This window comes from Aestuariimicrobium sp. T2.26MG-19.2B, assembly GCF_950101875.1.
Lineage (GTDB): Bacteria > Actinomycetota > Actinomycetes > Propionibacteriales > Propionibacteriaceae > Aestuariimicrobium > Aestuariimicrobium kwangyangense.
On record NZ_CATNLW010000001.1, the window covers coordinates 549351 to 572847 of the forward strand.

Genomic DNA, 23497 nt, shown 5'->3' on the forward strand with positions numbered 1-23497 from the left:
AGGGCAGGGTGTTGACTTGGCGCCATGTTCGCCGTACCCGATCAGTCCGGACTCACCGCCGTCGTCACCGGAGCCAACTCAGGCACAGGTTTCCACACAGCCAAGGGGCTGGCCGCGGCCGGGGCCACAGTGGTGCTCGCCTGCCGCAACGTCGAGCGGGGTCAGCGGGCGCTGGACGAGATCCGGCACGCCCTGCCGGACGCCGACCTGGAACTGCGGATCGTCGACCTGGCGAGCCTCGCCTCCGTCCGCGCCTTCGTCGAGTCCTTCACCGAGGACCATGACCATCTCGACCTGCTGGTCAACAACGCAGGGGTGATGACGCCGCCGCAACGGATCGAGACCGAGGACGGGTTCGAACTGCAGATGGGCAGCAACTTCTTCGGTCCGTTCGCCCTCACGGTGGGGTTGCTGCCGGTGCTGCGTGAGTCCCCCGCGCCCCGGGTGGCCACGATGGCCAGCGGGATCGCCCGCATCGGCCGCATCGACTTCGGTGACCTCCACTGGACTCGCCGGCGGTACCGTCCCGAACAGGCCTACGCCCAGTCGAAACTGGCCGACGTCCACCTGTACCGACAGCTCGCGGCCATCGCCGGCCGTCGCGGCTGGGCGCTGCGCAGTGTCGGTGCACACCCCGGTTACGCCCTCACCAACCTGCAGACCTCCGGCGCCAGCCTGGGTGAGGGCAGCAGCCTGATGGAGCGGATCACGTCGGTGGGCGCCCGGTTCGGGCAGTCGGCCGAGATGGGGGCCCAGCCCCTGCTGATGGCCGCCACCTCACCCACCGCGTCGTCCGGGGACTACTTCGGCCCCACGGGGGCCTTCGGAATGCGAGGTGCTGCCGGGCCGGCCAGCCTGAACGCGCGGATGCGGGACGACGTGGTGGCCGCACGGTTGTGGGCGGTCTCGGAGCAGCTCACCGGGGCGCGAGTCGCCTGACGGTCTGCGTCGCGGTCGTGCGGTAGTGGTCGAGCAGGTCTGGTCGACGGTCGATCGCCCAACGGACGAGGTCGAGCGCCTGCAGCAGTTCCAGCCTCGGCAACCCGCGAGCCACCTCCTCGGGGTCGATGCCGAACCCGGCGGCGAAGTCCTCCGCGAGGTGCGGGAACCGCCCCCGCTGCAGGTGAACGAGGTCACCCCAGGGAACGGGGCCGGTGGCGGCCGATCCCCAGTCGAGCAGCACCAGTTCGCCATCCGGCGCGACCAGCACGTTCCCTGGGTTCAGGTCACCGTGGAACAACCCGTGGTGCTGACCCACCGGGTTCGTGGACGAGACCCAGTCCGTCAGCCACTCGAGGTCGCCGGCGCGGTAGACGCCCAACTCGAACAGCGGGTCGTCCTCACCCAGGGCCACGAGGTTGTGGTGCACGTGCTGGGCCCAGGCGCTGGTGAGGTCCCGACCGAATCGGCTGAAGAGCTGTCCCGGGGCGTCGTGCAGCGGAATCCGCGCCAGCGCAGCCGCGCAGTCGCCGAGCCGTTGCCACAACCGGGGCGTCGCCTCGTCCGGGTGCTCTCCCGGCATGCGTTCCTGAACCTGGTAGGGCACCGACAGCGGGTCTGCCCCGGCCGCGCCTGCCCCCGTCCCCCACGTCCGGAACTGGCCGACCGCGAGCACCCGGGGAGTGACCACTCCGGCAGCCTCGGCTGCCCGGGAGCACCACGCTTCCTTCGCGAACTCGTCCACGTCGGTGACGGTTCCGCGCAGGGGGTCGCGGGAGAAACGGATGACCGCCTCGGGGGTGCCGAACACGTGGTTGGTCTGGCCCTCCGTCAGGTGGTCGAGGGGCCCTTCGAGGCCGTGGCGTGCGGCGATCGCGGCAGCCAACGCGCGCGGATCCGAGCGGCTCGTGTCATGCATCGCCGACTGACGCTACCGTGCAGGACGAGCGTTCGCGCCCATCATTGCCAGCCTCCCGGGAGACCACGTGCCACTCGCCGCCTGCCCCACCCCTCCGATGGGCTGGAACTCCTGGAACGCGTTCCGCACCCGCATCGACGAGCAGCAGATCGTGTCGATGGCCGACGTGATCGTCTCGACTGGTCTGCGTGACGCTGGCTACCAGTACCTGGTCGTGGACGACGGCTGGCAGGCGCCGCGGCGCTCGTCCGGTGGCAACCTTCAGCCCGACCCGGCGCGATTCGGCCAGGGCATCGACTGGTTGGCCGACCAGGTGCACCAGCGCGGGCTCAAGCTAGGCATGTACCTCGCACCGGGTCGCGCGACCTGCGCCATGATCTACGACGCCTACCCCGGCGAGGGGCTGGGCAGCTTCGGTCATGAGGCCGACGACCTCGCCGCGTATGGGGAGTGGGGTGTGGACTACCTGAAGTACGACTGGTGCGAGGCCTGCCGCGATGACACCGGGCTGAGTTACCGGGGCGCCTTCGAGAAGATGGGCCAGCTCATCGCGGACTCCCCGCGGGAGTTCGTGTACTCGATCAGTGAGTACGGTCGGACGAACCCGTGGGAGTGGGCGCCCGGCTTGGCGAACCTGTGGCGGACGACGCCCGACATCGACCCGAGCTTCAGCTCCGTCCGGGGGATCGCCGACGCCCAGCGTGGCCTGGAGCGGTGGTCGCGTCCGGGAGCGTGGAACGACCCGGACATGCTGCAGGTCGGCAACCCCGGGCTCACCCTCGCCGAGTGCCGCGCCCACCTGGGTCTGTGGGCCCTCCTCGCGGCGCCCCTGATGGCCGGCAACGACATCCGCACCATGAACCGATCGGTGGCCCAAGTGCTCACCAATCCGCGGCTGGTGGCCATCGACCAGGACCCGCTGGGGCGACAGGGTCGCCGCATCCAGCGAGAGTTCCGATTCGACGTGTGGCTGCGCGAACTCTCCGGCGGACAAGTGGCCGTCGGGGTGCTCGGTTCCGGCGAGCGTGCCTCGGAGCCCACGACCCAGCCGCTGCGCGTCCAGGTGGGCGATGGTCTGGTCCGTGTCGACAACGGCACCGAGAACGTCATCGAGATCGGGCACGACGGACCCGTCACCGAGGTCTGGTCGGGCGAGGCGACCTCTGAGGTCGTCATCGGCGCTCGCGACCTCGCCCTGTTCACCATCGGTTGAGCGCTGCGGGGGGCTCATCCGCTCCCCCGCGGCCCGGCCCGGTCGGGTACGACCGGGCAATCGTGCCGATCGTGTCGTCTGACGGGACTTGTTGCACCCCGGCCGCAATCTCTCGCTCCACGGCACACGATCCGCACGATTGGCTCGGCTGACCCCTCGGCGGACGCCCAGGGGGCCGAGGGTCTCAGCCCAGGTGGCGCACCTCGGTGTCGATCAGCGTGCGCCAACTGCGCACCAGACCGGAGTCGACCCACGCCTTGTACGAGCGGTCGGGTCGGGCGGGTGTGCCGATGTGGAACGCGCGGACCCCGGCTCGCACCAGCCACGGCACGTGTTCGGCTCGCAGTCCGCCGCCGGCCATGATCACCTGCGCCGCACCGGGTTCGTCCCTGGCCACCGCCAGCACCTCGTCCAACCCGTGTTCGAGACCGCGCGAGGAACCGGCGGTCAGCACCTGGTCGAACCCCGCGAAGCCACGCAGGGCAGCCCAGGCCTTGCGGTAGTCGAAGGCCCAGTCGATGGCGCGATGGAAGGTCCACGGCACGCCGATGCCCTCGGTCAGGCTGGTGACCACCTCGGTGTCGACCTCGCCCAGACCGTTGAGGAAGCCCAGCACCACACCGTCGGCGCCGGCGTCGACGTAGGCACCGATCAGACCTTTCAGGCGGGTGGCCTCGCCTCCGTCGGTCGACCAGCCCTCCCGCAGCCTCACCATCGGACGAATCTGGATCGAGGTGGCGGCTCGGGTGCGTTCGACCAGTGCGGGCTCCGGGGCCCTGCCCTCGTGGTCCATGGACCCGAGCAACTCGACCCGGTCGGCGCCACCCTCCTCGGCGCGACGGGCATCGTTCTCGTGGAGCGCGATCACTTCCAACAGTGCTGACATGGCACCAGTCTGGTGGAACTCCTGCTCCACGCCCGAAGCCTCGCCCGAAGGCGCAGAAAAACACCGGTGGGCGACCCCCACAAGGAGGGTCGCCCACCGGCGTTCGTACGGGTGGGGCTCAGCCCCGGAACGGCTGGATCAGAAGTCCATGCCGCCCATGCCACCGTCACCGCCGCCCGGGACGGGCGCAGCCTTCTCGGGCTTGTCAGCGATCACGGCTTCGGTGGTGAGGAACAGCGCGGCGATCGACGCGGCGTTCTGCAGTGCCGAACGGGTCACCTTGGCGGGGTCGATGATGCCGGAGGCGATCATGTCGACGTACTCGCCGGTGGCAGCGTTCAGACCGTGGCCGGCCTCGAGCGAGCCGACCTTCTCGACCACGACGCCACCCTCAAGACCGGCGTTGACGGCGATCTGGCGCAGCGGGGCGCCAGCGGCCGAGAACACGATCTGGGCACCGGTAGCCTCGTCGCCGGTGAGCCCGTCGACGTTGGCGGCCTTGGCGGCCTGGAGCAGGGCCACGCCACCACCGGCGACGATCCCCTCCTCGACGGCAGCCTTCGCATTGCGGACGGCGTCCTCGATGCGGTGCTTGCGCTCCTTGAGCTCGACCTCGGTGGCAGCGCCGACCTTGATCACGGCCACGCCACCGGCCAGCTTGGCCAGTCGCTCCTGCAGCTTCTCGCGGTCGTAGTCGGAGTCGGAGTTCTCGATCTCCTTGCGGATCTGCGAGACGCGGCCAGCGAGCTGGTCGGCATCGCCAGCACCGTCGACGATGGTGCACTCGTCCTTGGTGACGACCACGGAGCGGGCCTTGCCCAGCAGTTCGAGGGTGACACCGTCGAGCGACAGGCCGACCTCCTCCGAGATCACCTGGGCGCCGGTGAGGATGGCGATGTCGGTCAGCATGGCCTTGCGGCGATCCCCGAAGCCGGGAGCCTTGACGGCGATCGACTTGAAGGTGCCTCGGATCTTGTTCACGATCAGACCGGCCAGGGCCTCACCGTCCACGTCCTCGGCGATGACCAGCAGCGGCTTGCCCGACTGCATGACCTTCTCGAGCACGGGCAGCAGGTCCTTCAGGCTCGAGACCTTGGAGTTGACGATCAGCACGTAGGGGTCGTCGAGCACGGCCTCCATGCGCTCGGCGTCGGTGACGAAGTAGGGCGAGATGTAGCCCTTGTCGAAGCGCATGCCCTCGGTCAGTTCGAGGTCGATGCCGAAGGTGTTCGACTCCTCGACGGTGATGACGCCTTCCTTGCCGACCTTGTCCATCGCCTCGGCGATGACATCCCCGACACCGGGGTCAGCGGCCGAGATCGAGGCGGTGGCAGCGATCTGCTCACGGGTCTCGATGGGCTTGGCCTGCTTGAGCAGCTCGTCGGTGATCGCCTTGACAGCGGTCTCGATGCCCTTCTTGAGCTCGATGGGGTTCGCGCCGGCGGTGACGTTGCGCAGACCCTCGCGCACGAGCGCCTGGGCCAGCACGGTCGCCGTGGTGGTGCCGTCGCCAGCGACGTCATCGGTCTTCTTGGCAACTTCCTTGACCAGCTCGGCGCCGATCTTCTCGTAGGGATCCTCGAGCTCGATCTCCTTGGCGATCGACACACCGTCGTTGGTGATCGTGGGGGCGCCCCACTTCTTCTCCAGGACGACGTTGCGGCCCTTGGGGCCGAGGGTGACCTTGACCGCGTCAGCCAGGGTGTTCATGCCCCGCTCAAGACCGCGGCGGGCCTCAATGTTGAACTCAATGAGCTTTGCCATGGGGTAAGTCCTCCAGCGTCGGATACGTGTGCGTCAGGCATGGTGCCCGCGACGGACGGCCCATGGGGACCTCACCAGACCTGTCGGTGGCACTCGGACGCATCGAGTGCCAACTCATTTTTAGCACTCTCCCCATGCGAGTGCAAAGGATTCTCGAGTCCTGTGGACGCGCACCCGCACCGTCGCGGGTGGTGCGCTGGCAGCATGGAGGTCGTGACCCCCACCTCCTCCACCCGCACCCGCCCCTCGGCGATGGAACGGGTGCGCAACGTCGGCAACTGGGCCAACCTCTCCACCCCGATGGGACTGGCGATCGCCCGGGCCGGGGGAAGCCGGATCGTCCGCGGCCCGCGGGGGCTCACCCTGGCAGAGGGGTACCGACTCGGTTTCCCCATGGCTGGCGCCTTCACGGTGGGCAGCGTGGTGATCACCGCCCATCCGACCTGGGCCGCCGCCGAGGCGGCATGGCCCGGCACCCTGGAACACGAGGAGTCACACACGTGGCAGTGGACGCTGTGCCTGGGTGCACCCTTCCTCCCCCTGTACACCGCGGCCATGGGGTGGTCGTGGCTGCGCACTGGTGACCGCTCCTCGGCGAACGCCTTCGAACGGGCGGCCGACCTCGCGCTGGGCGGCTACGTCGAGCGGCCGCGCAGACCCCTCGCCGACGGGGTACGCCGACTGGTGGGGCTCAGCGCACGGACTTCAGGCGCCCGGCCGAACGGTGGTCACGGCGGGCGGCGCGCAGACGACGCAGGCGCTTGACCAGCAGCGGCTTGTGGGCCAGCGCGGCCGGGTCGTCCAGCAGTCGGTTGAGGATCTGGTGGTAGACGGTCGAGGTGATCCCGAATCGCTCCATGACCTCGGCGTCCTTGCCGCGGGGTGCAGCCCACCACGAGTCCTCGAAGTCCAGGATCGCGGTGTCGCGCTCGCTCAGGGCGGAGGCGTCGAGTGCGGTGCGGGGCTCGGGTGCGGCGGCTGACATGGACGTCATTCTAGGTCGGAATCACATGACTGTCATTAGCACCACGTGCACCCTCTTGATCCAGCCATCGCGGGGGCGGGCGGAGCACCAGCCGGCCGCGCGCAGCCGTCCCACAACCGGACGATCCGGGCGCCGGTGACCGCCGCCCCGTGCTTGGATGGGCCCATGAGCGACACCCCAGCGAACGTTTCCCTCGCGGCCCCACCCGTGGCCCCGGCGCCCGGTCCGATCACGCCCGTGACCGGCGAGAAGGTCCGCTGGGGGATCATCGCCCCGGGGCACATCGCCGAGAAGTTCGCCAAGGCAGTCACCTCCCTGCCGGACGAGGCCGAGCTGGTGGCCGTGGGTTCCCGTTCTGCCGAACGGGCTGCAGACTTCGCGGGACGCTGGGGCATCCCGCACTCCCACGGTTCCTACGCCGAACTGGTGGCCCGGGACGACCTCGACGTGGTCTACGTGGCCTCGCCACACAACCTGCACGGCGAGCAGGCCGAGTTGGCGATGCGCGCGGGCAAGCACGTGCTGGTCGAGAAGCCGCTGTCGGAGAGCCTTCACTCGTCACGCTCCATCATCGAGACCGCCGCGGATCAGGGGGTCTTCTGCATGGAGGCGATGTGGACCCGCTGCAACCCGTTGGTGATGCAGGCGCGGCAGTTGATCGCCGACGGCGCGCTGGGCGATCCCCGGTTCATGTGGTGCACCTTCGCCTTCCGTTTCGACGGGGACGACAGCCACCGCCTGCTCGACCCCGAGCTCGCCGGTGGGGCGATCCTCGATCTGGGCGTCTACCCCATGCACGCAGCCCACGTCCTGCTGGGCGCCCCCACCGGCATCACCGCTGAGGGCACCGAACACCCGCGGACGGGGGTGGACGCCACCTCGGTGGCCCACCTGACGTGGGACAAGCCCGGTGGCACCACCTTCGGCACCTTGGTCAGCTCCATCGATGCACGGGGCGACCAGCGGCTGAGCGTCTTCGGGACGAAGGGCCAGTTGGTGCTGGAGAACTTCCTCGCCCCCCTCGAGATGACCTTCACACCCGAGGGTGGGGAGCCACAGAAGTTCGTCACCCAGGACGCCGGCTTCCTCTGGCAGGTGCAGGAGGTGCATCGATGCCTGCGAGCAGGCAAGGCGGAATCGTCCGCGGTGCCCTGGCAGTCCTCGCTCGACGTGGCCGCACTGCTCGACCAGTGGCGCGCCGGCGTGGGCACCGGGACGGTCGGCCGATGAAGCTCATCACCGGTGTGGTCAAGGACTACGCCTGGGGGTCGACCGACTCGATCCCCACGCTGCTGCACACCGAGCCGACCGGGGAACCCCAGGCCGAGTACTGGCTCGGGGCGCACCTGGCCGGACCGGCCGTGGTCGAGGGTGACGGCACCCTCGACTCCTGGCTTGCCGACCACCCTGAGGCCCTGGGCGCCAGCAGTCGGGAGCACTTCGGTGACCGCCTCCCCTATCTGCTGAAGATCCTGGCCGCCGACCAACCGCTCAGCCTGCAGGCGCACCCCTCTCGCGAGCAGGCCGAGGCCGGGTTCGCGGCCGAGAACGAGGCCGGCATTCCCTTGGGTTCGCACCAGCGCACCTATGCCGATGACTGGCCCAAGCCCGAGATGATCGTGGCGCTCACCGAGATGGAGGCGCTCTGCGGCTTCCGCGACCCGCGCGAGACCGCAGACCTGTTCGACCGGATCGGTCCCATCCCGGGACTCGAGCAGGTGATCGGTCCGCTCACCCAACGCTCCGGCGACGCCGGCCTCGCGGAGACCTTCCTCGACGTACTCAGCCTCGACGACGGTCGGGTGCACCTGGTGAACGAGGTGGTCGCCGCGGCCGTCAATCACGTCGGCGACGAGGGCGAGGTGGGGCAGTTCGCGCGTACCGCCGTCGAGCTGGACGCCTTCCACCCCTCCTCCCCCGGGATCCTCGCCGCACTGCTGCTGAACCGGGTCCAGCTGCAACCGGGCGAGGCGATCTTCCTGCCGGCCGGCAACATGCACGCCTACCTCAGGGGCACCGGGGTGGAGATCATGGCGAACTCCGACAACGTGTTGCGTGGCGGCCTCACGAGCAAGCGCATCGACGTCGATGCCCTCGTCCAGGTGGTCGACTTCACCGCCGGACCCGTCGAGGTGCTCCGGGCCGAGCCAGAGTCCGACGGGCTGCTGCGCTTCCGCACCCCGGCACCCGAGTTCGCCCTCTGGCAGTTGGACACCCATGCCGACCACTCGGTGATGCTTCCCGCTCTCGACAGCGCCCGCATCCTGCTGGTGGTGGCGGGGCACGCCGCCGTGGCCACCGTGGGCGAGACCATCGAACTGGTGCAGGGCAAGGCGGTCTTCGTCCCGGCCGGTGAACAGGTGCAGGTCGACGGGAACTGTTCGGCATTCCTGGCTGCCGCTGGGGTCTGAGGCCCGGGTGGCCCGTGGCCCGGGGCAGCACGTGATGCTGGGCTTCTCTCAGTAAATGTCTTGGAGAAATTGAGGGGCCCGCCCCCCATGCGAACCGCTTCGACTGTAGCGTTCGAAGTGCGGGTCACCCTTCAACTCATCGCCCCACTCCCCCCGAGTGCTGGACGCCTCAACCCCCGGCCGAACCGAGGCTCCAACCTGGGACGAGTGCAAGGGTGACCCGCCGTATTCTTCCCTGGCAGTGTGCGGCGTGCGGGTTCTGAGACCGCGTCTGCGCTTCTGAGGGGGCCCTTTGCCCTCGTCCCGGACCGCTTGCCCGCGTTCCGCGCCAGCTGCCCTCACGAGGATCACTTGCCCTCGGAGTAGGACAGGGCAACTGCGCCGGACGAGGGCAACCGGTGCGCAAATGGGGCAAGCGGTGCGCAACAGGGGCAACCGCACGGGACGAGGGCAACCGCATCGGCGCCCACCCACGACGAGAGCCCCCTGCGGGAGTCGAACCCGCGACCCCCTGTTTACAAGACAGGTGCTCTGGCCGCTGAGCTAAGGAGGCGCTGCCCCACCGGTGACCCGGCGCGGGCTCGCACCATTGTGGCCCACCGCGGCCAGTGGCCGCGACCCGACCGCCGCAGCCGCCACGGAAGGTCCGTACCGACAGTCTCCGACGCATTCCGCTCCGAACTGGCTTGCCGATGGCCCTCCGGCACCCCATACCGGTCACAGCGGGAACGGGCTGCTGGATCGGGTCACCCGGTCGAGCCAAGTCCACCCCTAGGCGTTGCCCCGGAGCGAGCCCTGCAAGAATCACCGGGTGGCAGCCGAACAGAATCCCCCCACCCAGCCAACATCGACGCAGCCGACATCGATACAGCCGACCGAGCGCCGGCCCAGCCAGGCCCAGCCCGAGCCGGGAAGCCCCGAACCGAGCCAGTGGGTGCGGATCACATCCGCCGATCCCGACCACAGCCACCGCTACATCCAGCGCTTCAAGACGATGGCCTCCAACGGCGCCGACCTGCACGGCGAGACCCGCATGATCGACGCGATGGTGCAGCGCAATGCGCACATCCTCGACGCGGGCTGCGGTCCGGGTCGGGTGGGAGGTGAACTCCAGCGACGTGGCCACCGGGTGGTGGGGGTCGACGTCGACCCCGTGCTCATCGACGAGGCGCGACGGGTGAACCCCGAGGCGACCTGGGTGGTCTCCGACCTGGCCCTGCTCGACCTCCCCGCCGTCGGCATCAACGAGGGATTCGACGCGATCGTGTGCGCCGGCAACGTGATGACCTTCCTGGCGGCCTCGACCCGGGTGGGCGTGTTGCGCGCGTTCGCCCGGCACCTCGCACCCGGCGGACGAGCAGTCATCGGCTTCGGCCAGGGCAGGGGATACGAGTTCGCTGACTTCATCCGCGACGCACACGAGGCAGGTCTCCGCCTGCAACTGGGGTTGAGCACCTGGGACCTCAAGCCCTTCGAGGAGGAGTCCACCTTCCTGGTGGCGGTCTTCGGACGGGGGTGAGAAAGATCCCGTGCAGCCTGCGTGAACAATCTCACTCGGAACCCTTGACGATGCCCCCCTCGGGGCGAATGCTCTAGCCATCTGGAAACTTTCCAGATGATTGATCGCCGACGACGGCGGCCAGCTCTGGGGCGAGAGGGGACGGCATGCGCATCGGTGGTCCCCGCGCCTTGAGGGCCATGAACGACCGAGCGTCCCTGCAGGCCCTGGCCCTGCGCGGCCCCATGTCCCGAACCGAACTCGCCGACGAGATCGGCGTCTCCCGGCCCGCGGCAGCTGAGCTGCTGCGTCGGCTGGAGCAGGCACAGCTGGTTCGTCCCGACGGCCACCAGGAGCACGGCGGCCCGGGACCCAATGCCCGCCTGTGGCGGGTGAACGAGAACCGGGGCCACGCCGTCGGCGTCGACGTCACCACCACCTCGATCGACCTCGCCATCGTCGACCTGACCGGCGCCACGGTGTTCGAGACCACGCTGACGGGAACCACGGACGACCCGATCGCCGACCTTCGCCGGGCGGTGCTCGAGGGCGCCGCCACCCTCGACCTCCAGGTCTCCGAGCTCAGCTGCGCGGTGGTCGGCATCTCGGGTTCGATCGATCCCGCCACTGGACTGCTGGCCCACGCCGAACACATGCCCCAGTGGCTCGGGTTCGACGTTCCGGCCCGGTTGAGCGAGGCGCTCGGCATCCCGGTGACGGTCGAGAACGACGTCAATCTGGTCGTGGTCGACGAGTTCATGCACGGCTGCGCGCGAGGCCGCGACGACGTCCTGTTGCTCTGGATGGACCAAGGCGTGGCCGCCGCAATCATCGTGGGGGGACGCGTGCACCGCGGCGCCCGCGGCGCGGCCGGTGAGATCGATGCCGCACCGATCGGGCCCGACGGGGTCATCCTCGGTCGCCTCGTCGACTCCGTGGGGGTGCTGGCACTGGCCTCCGCGAGCGGCGTGACCGCGACCGAGGCCAGCGCCGCCGTCCGCGCGGCGACGACCGCCGAGGACGACGGGACCGACGCGTCCACGGCAGCGGCGAGGTTCCTCACAGAACTGGCCGCGCGCATCGCGCAGACGCTGGTGATCCCCGTGTCGCTGCTCGACCCCCAACTGGTCGTGCTCGCCGGCGACATCGGCGTCGCCGGTGGGGACCGACTCGCCGGACTGGTGACCACCTCGCTGCACGGGTTGGTCGACAACCGTCCCGAGGTCACCCCGGCCACCGGACGAGCGGACGCCGTCCGACACGGCGCCGTTGACGCGGCCGTGCGGCAGATGCAGGAAGAGATCTTCGGGTGAACGACCAGGTCGCCGGCCGGGCGCACTCGAACAACGAGAGGAACAGATGATGAAGCGCACAACGCTGGTCATCGCGGTGATCGCGATCCTCAGCCTGATCGCAAGTTGCGCCAGTGGGGGTGGTGGGTCGAACAACACGAAGAAGAGCGGTTCGTCGACCTCCCTGACCATCGCCAACGTCGGCGGAACGACCTGGACCTGCGGGTTCAACCCCTTCAACCCCTCCGTCAGCGGGCTGAGCATCGGCTTCGTCTACGAGCCGCTGGTCTACGTCAACCCCTTGCAGAACTCCAAGGAGACGCCCATGGTGGCGGAGTCCTCGGAGTGGAGTGCTGACAGCAAGACCCTCACCTTCACCATCCGCGACGGGGTGAAGTGGAGCGACGGCCAGGCATTGACCGCCGACGACGTCGCGTTCACGTTCAACCTGCTGAAGGCCAACAAGGGCCTCGACCTGAACGCCCTCTGGTCGTCGGGCCTGACCTCGGTGGAGGCCAGCGGCAACAAGGTGACGATGAAGTTCTCGACACCCTCGAAGCCGTACTTCTACTACATCGCCGACCAGACCCCGATCGTGCCCAAGCACGTGTGGAGCACCGGTGAGCCCGCCAAGGACCCGGTGCAGTTCGCGGACGCCAAGCCGATCGGCAGCGGCCCCTACACCGTGTCGGACTGCAAGCCCCAGAACATCCGCTACCAGGCGAACGAGAAGTTCTGGCAGCAGGGCAAGCCCGCGGTCAAGACGATCAACTACCCGTCCTACACCGACAACAGCCCGGCCAACCTCGACCTGGCCACCGGCAAGGCACAGTGGGGCGGCCAGTACATCCCCAGCGTCGACCGCTACTACGTCGACAAGGACAAGGCCAACAACCACTACTGGTACCCGCCGGTCGCCAACGTGCAGATCTTCCTCAACCTGAAGAAGGGTCCGACGACTGACCTGGCCGTCCGGCAGGCCTTGGCCTACGCCATCGACAAGGACCAGGTCTCGAAGATCGGTGTCGGCGGGCAGCTGCCCTCGTCCAACCAGGCCGGCATCGTGCTGCCCACCCACAAGGACTGGTTCGACCAGGCCGCGGCCGACAAGTACGGCTACAAGCAGGACTCCGAGAAGGTCAAGGGACTGCTGGCCAAGGCCGGCTACTCCACCGACAAGCCGCTCAAGCTGAGCATCATCAGCGTGGCCGGCTACACCGACTGGGAGGCCGAACTGCAGGAGATCAAGTCGCAGCTCGAGCCCATGGGGATTGCCCTCGACGTGCAGAACATCGCTGGTCAGACCTACAACACCAAGTTGTACAAGGGTGACTTCCAGCTGGCCTACGGGTCGCAGACCGGTGGCCCCGCCCCGTACTACGAGCTGCGCCAGAACCTCTACAGCGGCAACACCGCGCCACTGGGCGAGAACGCGTCGACCAACTACTCGCGATACTCCGACAAGGCGACCGACGCGCTCTTCAACGAGTACCCGGGAGCCGACGACAAGCGCCAGCACGAGATCGTGAACCAACTGCAGGAGGTCATGCTCTCCCAGGTTCCCGTCATCCCGGTGCTGGAGAGCGTGAGCTGGTTCCAGTACAACACCAAGGACTTCACCGGCTGGCCGACGGCCGAGGACCCCTACGCGCTGCCCGCGCCGTATGCGGTCCCCGATGTCGAGCAGGTGTTGTTGAAGCTGAAGCCCAAGGCGTGAGGGAGTTCGCACGACATGTCTGATGCGCACTGCACCAGGAGGGTCCGATGAGATTCATCCTTCGGAGACTGGGGTTCTTCGTGGTCACCCTCTGGGTGGCCCTGACGGTGAACTTCTTCGTCCCCCGGCTGATGCCCGGCAATCCAGCCGAGGCCATGATGGCCCGTTACAAGGGACGAGTGAACCCCGAGGCGTTGAAGGCGTTGGAGGTCGCCTTCGGCCTGGACACCCAGAAGCCCCTCCTGGTGCAGTACGTGGAATACCTGGGCAACACCCTGACCGGCCACTTCGGGATCTCGCTGACCTTCTTCCCGACCCAGGTCGGGAAGGTGGTGCTCCAAGCCCTGCCGTGGACGCTGGGCCTGGTGGGACTGACCACGGTGATCGCCTTCGTCGTCGGCACGCTGATCGGCACCATCGGTGGCTGGCGACGCAACGGCATCGTCGACAGCATCCTGCCGCCGGTGTTCGTGATCACCTCGGCACTGCCCTACTTCTGGGTGGGGTTGATCCTGATCCTGGTCTTCTCGTTGGGCACCAACGGTGCACTGCCCAATGACGGCGGCTACGACCCCATCCTCGACGCGGGCTGGAACGGAGCCTTCATCGTCGACGTGCTCAAACACGCGGTCCTGCCCTCGGTCAGCATTCTGCTGATCTCGATCGGCGGCTGGATCCTCACCATGCGCAACAACGTCGTCACCACCCTGGCCGAGGACTACATCACCATGGCCCGGGCCAAGGGGATACCCGACCGGAAGATCATGATCCACTACGCCGCGCGCAACGCCGTGCTGCCCAACCTGTCGGGGTTCGCGATGTCGCTGGGGTTCGTCGTCAGCGGTTCCATCCTGGTCGAGTACACCTTCAACTACCCGGGCGTGGGCTACATGCTGCTCAGCGCCGTCAACAACCAGGACTACCCGCTGATGCAGGCCCTCTTCGTGCTGATCACGGTGACCGTGCTGGTGGCGGTGCTGATCAGCGACTTCCTCACCGCGTGGCTCGACCCCCGCGTCCGGACCGCGAGCTGAGGAGGAACACATGAGCAGTGTCAGTGTGGCAACGCCGGTCGACCCGGCCCTGCCCACCCGTGCCCGGACCGGTTCCGGCATCGTGCGGGCCATCCTCGGCAACCCGAAGGCCCTGGTCGGGGCCGTCCTGTTGCTGGTCTTCGTCGTGGCCGCGGTGGTGCCGCAGGTCTTCACGACCATCCACAACCCGAACCAACGCTTCGAACTGATGCTTCCGCCCGGTCCCGGGCACCCGCTCGGGACGACCGCCTTCGGCCAGGACATCTGGTCGCAGTTGGTCTACGGCACGCGGTTGTCACTGTTCGTCGCCGTCGTGGCCGGCGCCCTCGCCAGCGTGCTGTCGGTGATCGTGGGCGTCTCCGCCGCCTATCTCGGTGGCTGGGCGGACGACCTGCTCTCGCTGCTGACCGACGTGTTCCTGGTCATCCCCGCGTTCCCCCTCATCATCGTCATCGCCGCCTACGCCGGCGGGGGCAACATGGCTGTCGTGATCGGGGTGCTGGTGCTCACGGGCTGGTCGTACGGGGCTCGCCAGTTGAGGGCGCAGGCGATGTCGCTGCGCAACCGTGACTTCCTCGAGTCGGCCCGGGTACGGGGTGAACGGTCGTCCTACATCATCATCTTCGAGATGCTGCCCACGATGGTCTCGCTGATCGCGGCCAACTTCCTCGGCGCCGCCCTCTACGCCCTCCTGACCGCGGCAGGTCTGCAGTTCATCGGGCTGGGCAACTCCTCGTCGGTCAGCTGGGGCACCATGCTGCACTGGGCGCAGAGCAACGAGGCCCTGCAGACGGGCCAGCAGTGGTGGGTGATCGCACCAGGACTGTGCATCGCCCTGCTGGGCGCCTCGTTCGCCCTGCTCAACTATGCCTTCGACGAGATCAGCAACCCCGCCCTGCGACCGGTACGGCGTCGGAGAGGACGCGCATGAGCACCCTGCTTGAGGTCACCGACCTGTCGGTGGCCTACGACACCCCCAACGGCCCGGTGACCGCGGTCGACCACGTCAACCTGGCCGTGGCCCCCGGCGAGTTCCTCGGCATCGTGGGCGAGTCCGGGTGTGGCAAGTCGACCCTGCTCTTCGCGATCGCCCAACTGTTGCGGGCACCGGCCCGCACCACCGGGGGGTCCGTGGTGTTCCGTGGCCAGGACATGGTGACCATGTCGGCTCGGGCCCTGGCCCCGACGCGGTGGCGCAACCTGTCGGTGGTCATGCAGAGCGCCATGAACGCCCTCAACCCGGTCGCCCGACTCAGCGCACAGTTCGCCGACACCATGCAGGCCCACGGGGTACGCGACAAGGCGGCCATCCGGGAGCGATCGGAGCAGGTGCTGGAACTGGTCGGCATCGACCGTGCCCACCTGGCCAGTTACCCCCACCAACTCTCCGGCGGCATGCGCCAACGAGCCATGATCGCCATGGCCCTGCTGTTCACCCCCGAGTTGGTGATCATGGACGAACCCACCTCGGCCCTTGACGTCGTGGCGCAGCGGTCACTGATGCTGCAGATCAAGGAACTGCAGCAGCAACTGGGCTTCGCGGTGCTGTTCGTCACCCACGACATGTCGCTGGTCAGCCACTTCTCCGACCGGCTGATGGTGATGTACGCCGGCGAGGTGGTGGAGTTCGGGTCGACGAGGCAGGTCTTCGACCACCCGGCCCACCCGTACAGCCAAGGACTGCTCGACGCCTTCCCCTCCATCCGTGGGGAGCGCAAGGCCCTGGTCGGCATCCCGGGAACCCCGCCCAGCCTGTCGGCCCTGCCGCCAGGGTGCAGGTTCGAGCCACGTTGTCCGGTCTCCTTCGCGGAGTGCGCGACCACGCGCCCCCCGCTGTACGACGTGGACGGTGTGCTCTCGCGCTGCCTGCTGCACGACCCGGCGTACTCGTCCCACGCGACCACACCCACGACCAGCAGAGAGGGTGACGACGTTGACCGAACCTGAGGCACAGCTCTCGACCCAGACCCGCACGGAACCCCCGGCCGCCACGGAACCCCGGTGGCTGCTGGAGGGACGCGCCCTCACCCGCACCTTCCGGGTCGGCGGAGGGCTTCGCCGACGCCGACACCTGCACGCCGTCGACGACGCGACCTTCGGCATCGGACGCTCCGAGATCCTCGCCCTGGTCGGCGAGAGCGGCAGCGGCAAGAGCACCATCGCCCGGCTTCTGGCCCGGGTGCACCCGCCCACCAGTGGGGAGATCTTCTTCGACGGCGAGCCCCTGTCCCGGCTGCGCTCACGCGCCGACGTGCTCCGCTACCGGGCGGCGGTGCCGATGGTCTTCCAGGACCCGTTCAGCTCCCTCAACCCCGCCTACCCCGTCTCACACGCGATCCTGCGTGGCATGAGCCTGCACCGGCCCGACATCCCGGCCTCCCAGAGGGAGGAGGAAGCGGCCCGGGTGCTGACCGCCGTCGGACTGTCACCGGCGGCACAGATCCTGCGTCGCTACCCGCACGAGCTGTCGGGCGGCCAACGCCAGCGGATCGGTTTCGCCCAGGCCCTCGCCTACCGTCCCCAGGTGATCCTGGCCGACGAGCCCGTCTCGATGCTCGACATCTCCATCCGGATCGGGCTGCTGAACGTGATGGCCGCGTTGAGGGACGAGCAGGGCGTCTCGCTGCTCTACATCACCCATGACATCGCCAGCGCACGCTACGTCGCCGACCGGATGATGGTGATGTATGCCGGCCGGATCGTGGAGTCAGGGCCGGTGGACGAGGTGCTCGGCACCCCTCGTCATCCGTACACCCAGCTGCTGGTGGCGGCGGTGCCCGACCCGCGCGCCGAACTCACCGTCACCGCCGAGATGGCCAAGGGTGAACCTCCCAAGGTCATCGATCCCGGCCCCGGTTGTCGCTTCGCCGACCGCTGCCCCCTGGCGCTGCCGGTGTGCCGGACGACCACCCCACCGCTGCTCGAACTCGTGCCGGGGGTGGAGGTCGCCTGCCACGTCGCCGCCGAGCAGGAGGGCCGCGGGGAGGAGTCGATGGCCGCGGTCGGCTGAGCCCGGCCCGCCACGCACACTCCCACCCTCCGGGACGAACTCTCGCGTTCTGGGGCGAGAGTTTGGCCCCGGAGGCGAGAGCTTGCGGTTCAGGGGTCGAGGACAGCCGCCTCAGGAGAGGCCGGCGTCGTGCACCCTGATCGCCACCTGCACCCGGTTGCTGGCGCCCAGTTTCTCGAGGATCTTGGTGACGTGCGCCTTGACGGTGGCGATCGACATGTACTGGCTGCGCGCGATCTCGGCGTTGGTCATCCCCTGTCCGATCGCCAGCGCGACCTCGTGCTCCCGCTCGGTCAACAGCGACAGGGAGGCCTTGGCCTCGTCCTTGCGGGACGACACCTGACCGTGGGTGGCCGCCGCGATCACCTGGGCGGTGACGGTCGGCGAGAGGCTGTGCTCCCCCGCCGCGACCTGCCTGATCGCCTCGACCATGCGTGCCGGTGGTGTGTCCTTGAGCAGGAACCCGGACGCCCCGACCGCCAGGGCCCGAAGCACCATCGAGTCGGCGTCGAAGGTGGTCAGGATGACGACCTTGGGGGCGTCGGGACGAGCGAGCAGCTGCTCGGTGGCGACCAGTCCGTCGAGGCGCGGCATCCGGATGTCCATCAGCACGACGTCGGGACGGTGTTGGGCCACCAGCGGCCCGGCCTCGGAGCCGTCGGCGCCCTCGGCCACCACCTCGATGTCGGGACTGCCACCCAGGATCAGCCGCAGACCTGCACGCACCAATGGGTCGTCGTCGACCAGCAGAACCCGGATCGTCGCTTCGTTCACCATGGCAACCACACCTCCAGCTCGAATCGTCGGTCGGCGGTCTCGCGGTACGAGATCCGCCCGCCGGTCACCTGCGCCCGCTCCGCCAACCCCAGCAGTCCCACTCCGGCGCCGGGCACCCCGGAGTCGGTCAGCACCAGCGGATTGGCGCAACGGATCAGCAGCCCTTCACCGGGGCGACCGCTCAGACTGAGGGTCACCCGCGCGTGGGGCGCATGCTTGCGGGCGTTGGTGAGCGCCTCCTGCACCACCCGGTACGCGTGGCGGCCCACGAGCGTCGGCAGCAGTTCGGGGTGCTCCACCTCACTCACGACGTCGATCCTCTCCCCGGCGGCCCGGGCGTCCTCGACGAGGTCGGGGATGTCGGCCAGGGTCGGCTGCGGCTTCTCGATGGTGTCGCCAGACGGGGCCCCGGAGGTGGCCTGGGTGTCACCGACCCTGTCCTCGCGCAGCGAGCCGAGCACGGCCCTCAACTCCGCGAGGGACTGGTGCGCGTTCTCCTGGATCAGCGTCGCGATCTCACGGGTCTGGTCGGCGCTCAGATCGGTGCGGTAGGCCAACACCCCGGCGTGCATGCTGACCAGGGAGATGCGATGGGCCAGCACGTCGTGCATCTCGCGGGCGATGCGGTTGCGCTCGGCCGCCTGCCCCTGCAGCACGCGCAGTTCCTGGTTGCGCTCGGCATGCTCGGCACGATCGCGCAGCGACTGGATCAGGGCTCTGCGCGCGCCCAGGTAGACACCGATGGAGACCTCAACGGCCATGCCCAGCACCACCCACATCAGCGCCTGCGCATAGACGAGCCACCGCGGGATGCCCACCGGGTCAACGGTCCGGAAGACGTCCACCTGCAGGAAGACGGCGACCACGCCCATCAGCAGTCCGAGGGCGGTGATCGGGACGATCTCGCGCCACCGTCGCCTCATGGCCAGGTGGACCAGGGCCCAGGCCGTCACGGTCGTCAGCGTGCTGCCCGCGACACTCATCACGACCAGGACGACGGCGATCGCGACCGGGTGTCGGTGGCGGAACCTGATGATGCCCAGGGCCACCAGGCCGAGCGCGGCGTTGACGGCGAAGAGCCACCAGGGCAGGTGGAACTCGGGCGAGTCCCCGCGCACTGTGACGGTGACCACGAGGGTCACCACGTACATGGCGATGCAGATCCCGTAGCGCCACACCAGGTCCCACTCGCGCAATCGGGGAGGGGGTGGAGCGGTGAGGGACGACATGCTCGCCAGCCTAGGGGCGTCGGCGCCCGGGTCGGCGCCGCCCAGGTCGACGCCCCGACGACTTTGGTCGATGCTGCCCTCGCAGTTGGACGATGCACCGCGGCCGGAGGTCGGCTCGCAACCAGCCCTTCGCCCGTGGTCACCGACCACTCGGCCTGAGCACAGTGGTGCCCATGATCACCGTCACGAACCTCACGAAACGCTATGGCCCCGTCACAGCGCTCGACAATGTCTCGTTCACCGCCCAGCCCGGCCTCGTCACCGGGTTCCTCGGCCCGAACGGGGCGGGCAAGTCGACCCTGATGAGGTGCGCCGTGGGGCTCACCCGTCCGACCGCAGGCGAGGTGACCGTGCTGGGACGGCCCTACGCGGCCATCAGCAATCCAGCCGCCCACGTCGGCATCCTGCTCGACGCGTCCGCCCAGCACGCCGGACGGACCGGGCGTGAGGTGCTGGCCCTCGGGGCGCTCGCCATGGGCATCGACAAGCACCGGGTCGACGACGTGCTCGACCTGGTGGGCCTCACCACCAAGGAGGCGAAGATGCGCGTGGGGCAGTACTCGCTCGGCATGCGCCAGCGACTGGGCATCGGGCACGCACTGCTCGGCAATCCCGAGGTGCTGATCCTCGACGAGCCGGCCAATGGACTTGACCCCCACGGCATCCACTGGATGCGGGGACTGCTGCGCGGGTTCGCCGACCGGGGCGGCACGGTACTGCTCAGCTCCCACCTGTTGCACGAGGTGCAGCAGGTGGCCGACCGGATCGTGATGATCGGCCTCGGCCGAATCGTCGCCGACGGCTCCATCCAGGAACTGCTCAGCGAGGGCCAGGACCTCGAGCAGATGTTCCTCGAACGCACCATGTCCACCTCCCGCGAAGGGTACGCAGCATGACCACCACCCAGCCCTCCTCGTCCTCCGCGCCCTCGTTGCCGGGCCAGCCGTCGGAGCCCACTGCGCCGGCCCCGTCGTTCCAGGCGTCGACCCAGCAGGCCTCCCACTCCATCCGCACCCTGGCCCCCGTTGCCGTCGCCGACCGGATCGGGTTAGGCCGCCTCGTGCGGGTGGAACTGCGCAAGTTCCTCGACACCCGGGCGGGAATGTTCCTGCTGGGGATCGCGCTGCTCGGTGCCCTCGCCGTCGCAGTCGCACTGGCCATCTTCTACCGTCAGTTCTCCGACGTGATGGGCAACACCGTCTGGTCGACGCCGTCCTCGTTCATCGCCCTGCCGATCAACCTGCTGGTGCCGGTGATGGTGATCCTGCTCTTCACCCAGGAATGGGGGCAGCGCACCACGCTGACCACCTTCGCCATCGAGCCACGCCGCGGACGAATCCTCGCGGCCAAGGGGGCTGTCGCCCTCGCGATCACCGTGGTGGGCTGGTTGCTCACCCAAGGGCTGTCGGTGGTCAGCTCGGCTGCCGGAGCAGCCCTGACCCAGCAGACCGTCGACTGGACGAACGATGCCACCACCCTGCTCGGGCTCGCCGCCACGTTCGTGCTGTCGAACGCCATGGCCGCCGGGTTCGGGTTGCTGCTGATGAACACTCCCGCGGCGATCGTCACCTACATGGCGTTGCCGAACCTGCTGGGTGCGGTCGGACTGCTGGGGAGCAACGCCCAGTCGGTGATGAACTGGATCGACCTCAACCGCGCCGCCCTGGTGCTCTACTCCGACCAGCCGGTGCACCTGGGCTGGTGGAAGCTGACCACCGCCGTGGTGCTGTGGGTGGTCGTCCCGATCGTGATCGGGGTGGTGCGCAACCTTCGCCGCGAGGCCAAGTGAGTCAGAGCTCCTGCCTGCTCAGAGCTTCTGCTTGGCACCGTTGCGGAAGGTGGTGAACACGACGAAGACCACCAGGGCGATCGCGACCCAGTTGGCGTACTTGGCGTAGGTCTTGAGCAGCGCGACCGCGGGCTCGCCGACCATCCAGCCGAATCCGAAGTAGACACCCAGCCACAGAGTCGAGGCGAGGAAGTCGAGCAGCATGAACTTCCTCCAGCTCATGCCCGAGGCCCCGAACAGCACGAAGATGACCTGCATCAACGGCAACGGGATGGGCACGTAGGCCACGAACATGCCGAGCCAGCCGAGCTTCCCGGCCCAGCGTTCCGCCCGCGCGTAGTGGCGGGCGGCGCGCTGGCTGCGACCGGCCCAGATGTCGATCATGCCGCGACCCCAGAGCTTGCCGGCCCACCAGAACACCCAGTCGAACTTGATGCTCATCAGCGACCCGAGCACCCCGGCGATCGGCCACCAGCCGGGGGCCAGGTGCTGGGAGGCCAGTGCCCCGGTGGCAGCCGCACCGGTCCGCGACCCGGTCAGCGCCAACAGCAGCGGCGGGTCCAGCCCCAACAGCCACCCACGCAGGGGCAGCTGGGCGAGCCCGAACAATCCCATGAACACGATCCAGCCCATGCACCACTTGTCGGCGCGGGTGGGCTGCTGCTTCCACGGCATTCCCTCCGCCTGCCACCACTCCTGCTCGGCACCGGCCCCGCCCGTTACGGCACCGACCTTCTCCTCCACCGCGGCCACGGCTGGCGGGGGGAGCTTCGACAGGTCGCTGGGCTCGGTCACGCCGCAAGGCTACCTGCCATCGCCCTCCCACCCGGGTGACCCGGTCCACGGGCGCAACCTGCTCCGGCTTGCGCCCGTGGACGCCCGATCAGCTGTCTGCCCTGGCATCCACCTCGTAGGAGGTGTTGATCGACTCGAAGAAGTTGACCAGTTGCAGGGTGTCGTTGGCCGTTGCCATCCACTTGGCCGGGTTCGCGTCCCCGAAATGGGGCTCGAAACCCAGCTCCTCGAGTCGACGATCGGCCAGGTGGCGCACGTACTGGTTCACGTAGTCGGCGTTCAGTCCGCTGACTCCCGTCGGCAGCAGGTCGTGGTTGTAGGCCTCCTCCATCGCGACCGCATCGATCACCATCTGGCGGATCTCGTCGGAGAACTCCTCGGTGGCGATCTCGGGATTCTCGTCCAACACCGTCAGCACGAGGTTGATGCCGAACTTCAGGTGGAGGCTCTCGTCACGCACGATCCAGTCGATCAGCGACCCGAAGTTGCGCAACAGGTTCCGCTGGCGGAACGACAGCGCCACCATGAACCCGGAGTAGAACCAGATGCCCTCGAGGATGACGTTGTAGGCGACCAGGTTTCGGATGAAGTCCTGTTTGCCGGCCACCGTGCTGATATCGAGGGTCTGCTCGGTCATGCGCCGGATGTAGCGCACCTCGAACTCCTCCTTCGCGACCATGGACGGCACGGTGACGTGCGCCGAGTACGCCTCGTCCCGATCGATCGGGAAGGTCTCGAGCACGTACTCGAAGGCCATGCAGTGGTTGGCCTCCTCCCACATCTGCTTGGCCAGGTACAGGTGGCACTCGGCCGCGTTGAGGTAGGGGTAGACCCCGAACGCCAGCGCCTTGTTGACCAGCAACTCGTTGGGGTTGAAGTAGCTCATCAGGTGGCTGACCGCGTGACGCTCGCCGGCGGACATGCGTCCGAAGTCGGCGAGGTCCTCCCCCAGTTGCACCTCGTGGGGGAACCAGGTGTTGGCCACGGCCTGCTGGTAGAGGTCCATCGCCCAGGGATGGGTGAGCGGTTTGAGCAGCAGCCCTTCCTGGATACCGGTGCCCAGGATCCCGGGACGCGGGGAGGTGTGGGGCACGGCCACAGTTCCGGTCCTCGCGCTCGGGAGACTGCTGGTCGGGGCACTGCTGGTCTGGGCGCTGCTGGTCTGGGCGCTGCTGGTCTGGGCGCTGCTGGTCTGGGCGCTGCTGGTCGGGGGGTCGACGGGAGAGGTCTCGTCCATGG

General features: G+C 68.5%; 22 protein-coding genes and 1 tRNA gene. 14 read left to right on the plus strand and 9 right to left on the minus strand.

The window, feature by feature from the left end; genetic code table 11:
- Positions 1–24: 24 nt before the first annotated feature.
- A complete protein-coding gene (locus QQZ11_RS02570; RefSeq protein WP_284548520.1) occupies positions 25–939 on the plus strand; it encodes an oxidoreductase in 915 nt (304 codons plus the stop codon).
- Here QQZ11_RS02570 and QQZ11_RS02575 read toward each other — a convergent pair.
- Positions 917–1858 (minus strand): aminoglycoside phosphotransferase family protein, encoded by a 942-nt coding sequence (locus QQZ11_RS02575; protein ID WP_284548521.1) that lies wholly within the window; start codon positions 1856–1858, stop codon positions 917–919. The genes QQZ11_RS02570 and QQZ11_RS02575 overlap by 23 nt on opposite strands.
- Before the next feature lie 67 nt (positions 1859–1925).
- Here QQZ11_RS02575 and QQZ11_RS02580 point away from each other — a divergent pair, with 67 nt between their 5' ends.
- Entirely contained in the window at positions 1926–3071 is a 1146-nt protein-coding gene (locus tag QQZ11_RS02580) for a glycoside hydrolase family 27 protein (RefSeq protein ID WP_284548523.1), read from the plus strand.
- Between the two features lie 184 nt (positions 3072–3255).
- Here QQZ11_RS02580 and QQZ11_RS02585 read toward each other — a convergent pair whose 3' ends face one another.
- Both QQZ11_RS02585 and groL read right to left on the minus strand, forming a co-directional pair.
- Positions 3256–3957: a copper homeostasis protein CutC gene (locus tag QQZ11_RS02585; RefSeq protein ID WP_284548524.1), complete on the minus strand. Its 702-nt coding sequence runs from the start codon at positions 3955–3957 to the stop codon at positions 3256–3258.
- Between the two features lie 138 nt (positions 3958–4095).
- Positions 4096–5721 (minus strand): chaperonin GroEL, encoded by a 1626-nt coding sequence (gene groL / locus QQZ11_RS02590; protein WP_284548525.1) that lies wholly within the window; start codon positions 5719–5721, stop codon positions 4096–4098.
- 213 nt (positions 5722–5934) lie between these two features.
- Here groL and QQZ11_RS02595 point away from each other — a divergent pair, with 213 nt between their 5' ends.
- A complete protein-coding gene (locus QQZ11_RS02595) occupies positions 5935–6486 on the plus strand; it encodes a hypothetical protein (RefSeq protein WP_284548526.1) in 552 nt (183 codons plus the stop codon).
- Here QQZ11_RS02595 and QQZ11_RS02600 read toward each other — a convergent pair.
- Entirely contained in the window at positions 6413–6706 is a 294-nt protein-coding gene (locus QQZ11_RS02600) for a DUF3263 domain-containing protein (RefSeq protein ID WP_022909435.1), read from the minus strand. The genes QQZ11_RS02595 and QQZ11_RS02600 overlap by 74 nt on opposite strands.
- 165 nt (positions 6707–6871) lie before the next feature.
- Here QQZ11_RS02600 and QQZ11_RS02605 point away from each other — a divergent pair, with 165 nt between their 5' ends.
- Together QQZ11_RS02605 and manA are read left to right on the plus strand one after the other, a co-directional pair.
- Positions 6872–7936, plus strand: a complete 1065-nt coding sequence (locus QQZ11_RS02605) for a Gfo/Idh/MocA family protein (RefSeq protein ID WP_284548527.1) — start codon at positions 6872–6874, stop codon at positions 7934–7936.
- Entirely contained in the window at positions 7933–9117 is a 1185-nt protein-coding gene (gene manA / locus QQZ11_RS02610) for a mannose-6-phosphate isomerase, class I (RefSeq protein ID WP_284548528.1), read from the plus strand. The genes QQZ11_RS02605 and manA overlap by 4 nt, the downstream gene beginning before the upstream one ends.
- A 480-nt stretch (positions 9118–9597) precedes the next feature.
- Here the strand turns inward: manA and QQZ11_RS02615 are convergent.
- Positions 9598–9670, minus strand: a tRNA-Thr gene (locus QQZ11_RS02615).
- Positions 9671–9928: 258 nt separating this feature from the next.
- Between QQZ11_RS02615 and QQZ11_RS02620 the strand changes: the two genes are divergently transcribed.
- From QQZ11_RS02620 to QQZ11_RS02650, 7 genes are all read left to right on the plus strand, one after another.
- Positions 9929–10636 (plus strand): class I SAM-dependent methyltransferase, encoded by a 708-nt coding sequence (locus tag QQZ11_RS02620; RefSeq protein ID WP_284548530.1) that lies wholly within the window; start codon positions 9929–9931, stop codon positions 10634–10636.
- A 146-nt stretch (positions 10637–10782) separates the two neighbouring features.
- Positions 10783–11928 carry an ROK family transcriptional regulator gene (locus QQZ11_RS02625; protein ID WP_284548532.1) on the plus strand — a complete coding sequence of 382 codons (1146 nt, stop codon included), beginning with the start codon at positions 10783–10785 and terminating at the stop codon, positions 11926–11928.
- A gap of 49 nt (positions 11929–11977) precedes the next feature.
- On the plus strand, positions 11978–13624 hold the full coding sequence (locus tag QQZ11_RS02630) for an ABC transporter substrate-binding protein (RefSeq protein ID WP_026377740.1): 1647 nt from the start codon (positions 11978–11980) through the stop codon (positions 13622–13624).
- A gap of 47 nt (positions 13625–13671) precedes the next feature.
- Positions 13672–14658, plus strand: coding sequence for an ABC transporter permease (locus QQZ11_RS02635; RefSeq protein WP_022909430.1), 987 nt, complete (start codon positions 13672–13674; stop codon positions 14656–14658).
- A 10-nt stretch (positions 14659–14668) separates the two neighbouring features.
- Complete coding sequence (locus tag QQZ11_RS02640; protein ID WP_026377739.1) at positions 14669–15589, plus strand: ABC transporter permease; 921 nt, start codon at positions 14669–14671, stop codon at positions 15587–15589.
- Entirely contained in the window at positions 15586–16605 is a 1020-nt protein-coding gene (locus QQZ11_RS02645; RefSeq protein WP_051139623.1) for an ABC transporter ATP-binding protein, read from the plus strand. The genes QQZ11_RS02640 and QQZ11_RS02645 overlap by 4 nt, the downstream gene beginning before the upstream one ends.
- On the plus strand, positions 16592–17668 hold the full coding sequence (locus QQZ11_RS02650; RefSeq protein ID WP_245558813.1) for an ABC transporter ATP-binding protein: 1077 nt from the start codon (positions 16592–16594) through the stop codon (positions 17666–17668). Before QQZ11_RS02645 ends, QQZ11_RS02650 begins: the two co-directional genes overlap by 14 nt.
- 111 nt (positions 17669–17779) lie before the next feature.
- On the opposite strand, the gene QQZ11_RS02655 is transcribed toward QQZ11_RS02650, so the two are convergent.
- On the minus strand, positions 17780–18445 hold the full coding sequence (locus QQZ11_RS02655; protein ID WP_284548533.1) for a response regulator: 666 nt from the start codon (positions 18443–18445) through the stop codon (positions 17780–17782).
- A complete protein-coding gene (locus tag QQZ11_RS02660; RefSeq protein WP_284548535.1) occupies positions 18439–19674 on the minus strand; it encodes a histidine kinase in 1236 nt (411 codons plus the stop codon). The genes QQZ11_RS02655 and QQZ11_RS02660 overlap by 7 nt, the downstream gene beginning before the upstream one ends.
- Before the next feature lie 173 nt (positions 19675–19847).
- On the opposite strand from QQZ11_RS02660, the gene QQZ11_RS02665 reads away from it, so the two are divergent.
- Both QQZ11_RS02665 and QQZ11_RS02670 read left to right on the plus strand, forming a co-directional pair.
- Positions 19848–20570: an ABC transporter ATP-binding protein gene (locus QQZ11_RS02665; RefSeq protein ID WP_284548536.1), complete on the plus strand. Its 723-nt coding sequence runs from the start codon at positions 19848–19850 to the stop codon at positions 20568–20570.
- Positions 20567–21463, plus strand: coding sequence for a hypothetical protein (locus QQZ11_RS02670; RefSeq protein ID WP_284548537.1), 897 nt, complete (start codon positions 20567–20569; stop codon positions 21461–21463). Before QQZ11_RS02665 ends, QQZ11_RS02670 begins: the two co-directional genes overlap by 4 nt.
- Positions 21464–21481: 18 nt before the next feature.
- Here QQZ11_RS02670 and QQZ11_RS02675 read toward each other — a convergent pair whose 3' ends face one another.
- On the minus strand, positions 21482–22258 hold the full coding sequence (locus tag QQZ11_RS02675; RefSeq protein ID WP_022909424.1) for a DedA family protein: 777 nt from the start codon (positions 22256–22258) through the stop codon (positions 21482–21484).
- A gap of 88 nt (positions 22259–22346) precedes the next feature.
- Positions 22347–23495: a ribonucleotide-diphosphate reductase subunit beta gene (locus QQZ11_RS02680; RefSeq protein WP_084707674.1), complete on the minus strand. Its 1149-nt coding sequence runs from the start codon at positions 23493–23495 to the stop codon at positions 22347–22349.
- Between the last annotated feature and the right edge of the window lie 2 nt (positions 23496–23497).

Coding starts and splice junctions, on each gene's coding strand:
- QQZ11_RS02570 (WP_284548520.1), top strand. CDS start 25: ATGTTCGCCGTACCCGATCAGTCCGGACTCACCGCCGTCGTCACCGGA.
- QQZ11_RS02575 (WP_284548521.1), bottom strand. CDS start 1,858: ATGCATGACACGAGCCGCTCGGATCCGCGCGCGTTGGCTGCCGCGATC.
- QQZ11_RS02585 (WP_284548524.1), bottom strand. CDS start 3,957: ATGTCAGCACTGTTGGAAGTGATCGCGCTCCACGAGAACGATGCCCGT.
- groL (WP_284548525.1), bottom strand. CDS start 5,721: ATGGCAAAGCTCATTGAGTTCAACATTGAGGCCCGCCGCGGTCTTGAG.
- QQZ11_RS02600 (WP_022909435.1), bottom strand. CDS start 6,706: ATGTCAGCCGCCGCACCCGAGCCCCGCACCGCACTCGACGCCTCCGCC.
- QQZ11_RS02605 (WP_284548527.1), top strand. CDS start 6,872: ATGAGCGACACCCCAGCGAACGTTTCCCTCGCGGCCCCACCCGTGGCC.
- manA (WP_284548528.1), top strand. CDS start 7,933: ATGAAGCTCATCACCGGTGTGGTCAAGGACTACGCCTGGGGGTCGACC.
- QQZ11_RS02625 (WP_284548532.1), top strand. CDS start 10,783: ATGCGCATCGGTGGTCCCCGCGCCTTGAGGGCCATGAACGACCGAGCG.
- QQZ11_RS02630 (WP_026377740.1), top strand. CDS start 11,978: ATGAAGCGCACAACGCTGGTCATCGCGGTGATCGCGATCCTCAGCCTG.
- QQZ11_RS02635 (WP_022909430.1), top strand. CDS start 13,672: ATGAGATTCATCCTTCGGAGACTGGGGTTCTTCGTGGTCACCCTCTGG.
- QQZ11_RS02640 (WP_026377739.1), top strand. CDS start 14,669: ATGAGCAGTGTCAGTGTGGCAACGCCGGTCGACCCGGCCCTGCCCACC.
- QQZ11_RS02645 (WP_051139623.1), top strand. CDS start 15,586: ATGAGCACCCTGCTTGAGGTCACCGACCTGTCGGTGGCCTACGACACC.
- QQZ11_RS02655 (WP_284548533.1), bottom strand. CDS start 18,445: ATGGTGAACGAAGCGACGATCCGGGTTCTGCTGGTCGACGACGACCCA.
- QQZ11_RS02660 (WP_284548535.1), bottom strand. CDS start 19,674: ATGTCGTCCCTCACCGCTCCACCCCCTCCCCGATTGCGCGAGTGGGAC.
- QQZ11_RS02665 (WP_284548536.1), top strand. CDS start 19,848: ATGATCACCGTCACGAACCTCACGAAACGCTATGGCCCCGTCACAGCG.
- QQZ11_RS02670 (WP_284548537.1), top strand. CDS start 20,567: ATGACCACCACCCAGCCCTCCTCGTCCTCCGCGCCCTCGTTGCCGGGC.
- QQZ11_RS02680 (WP_084707674.1), bottom strand. CDS start 23,495: ATGGACGAGACCTCTCCCGTCGACCCCCCGACCAGCAGCGCCCAGACC.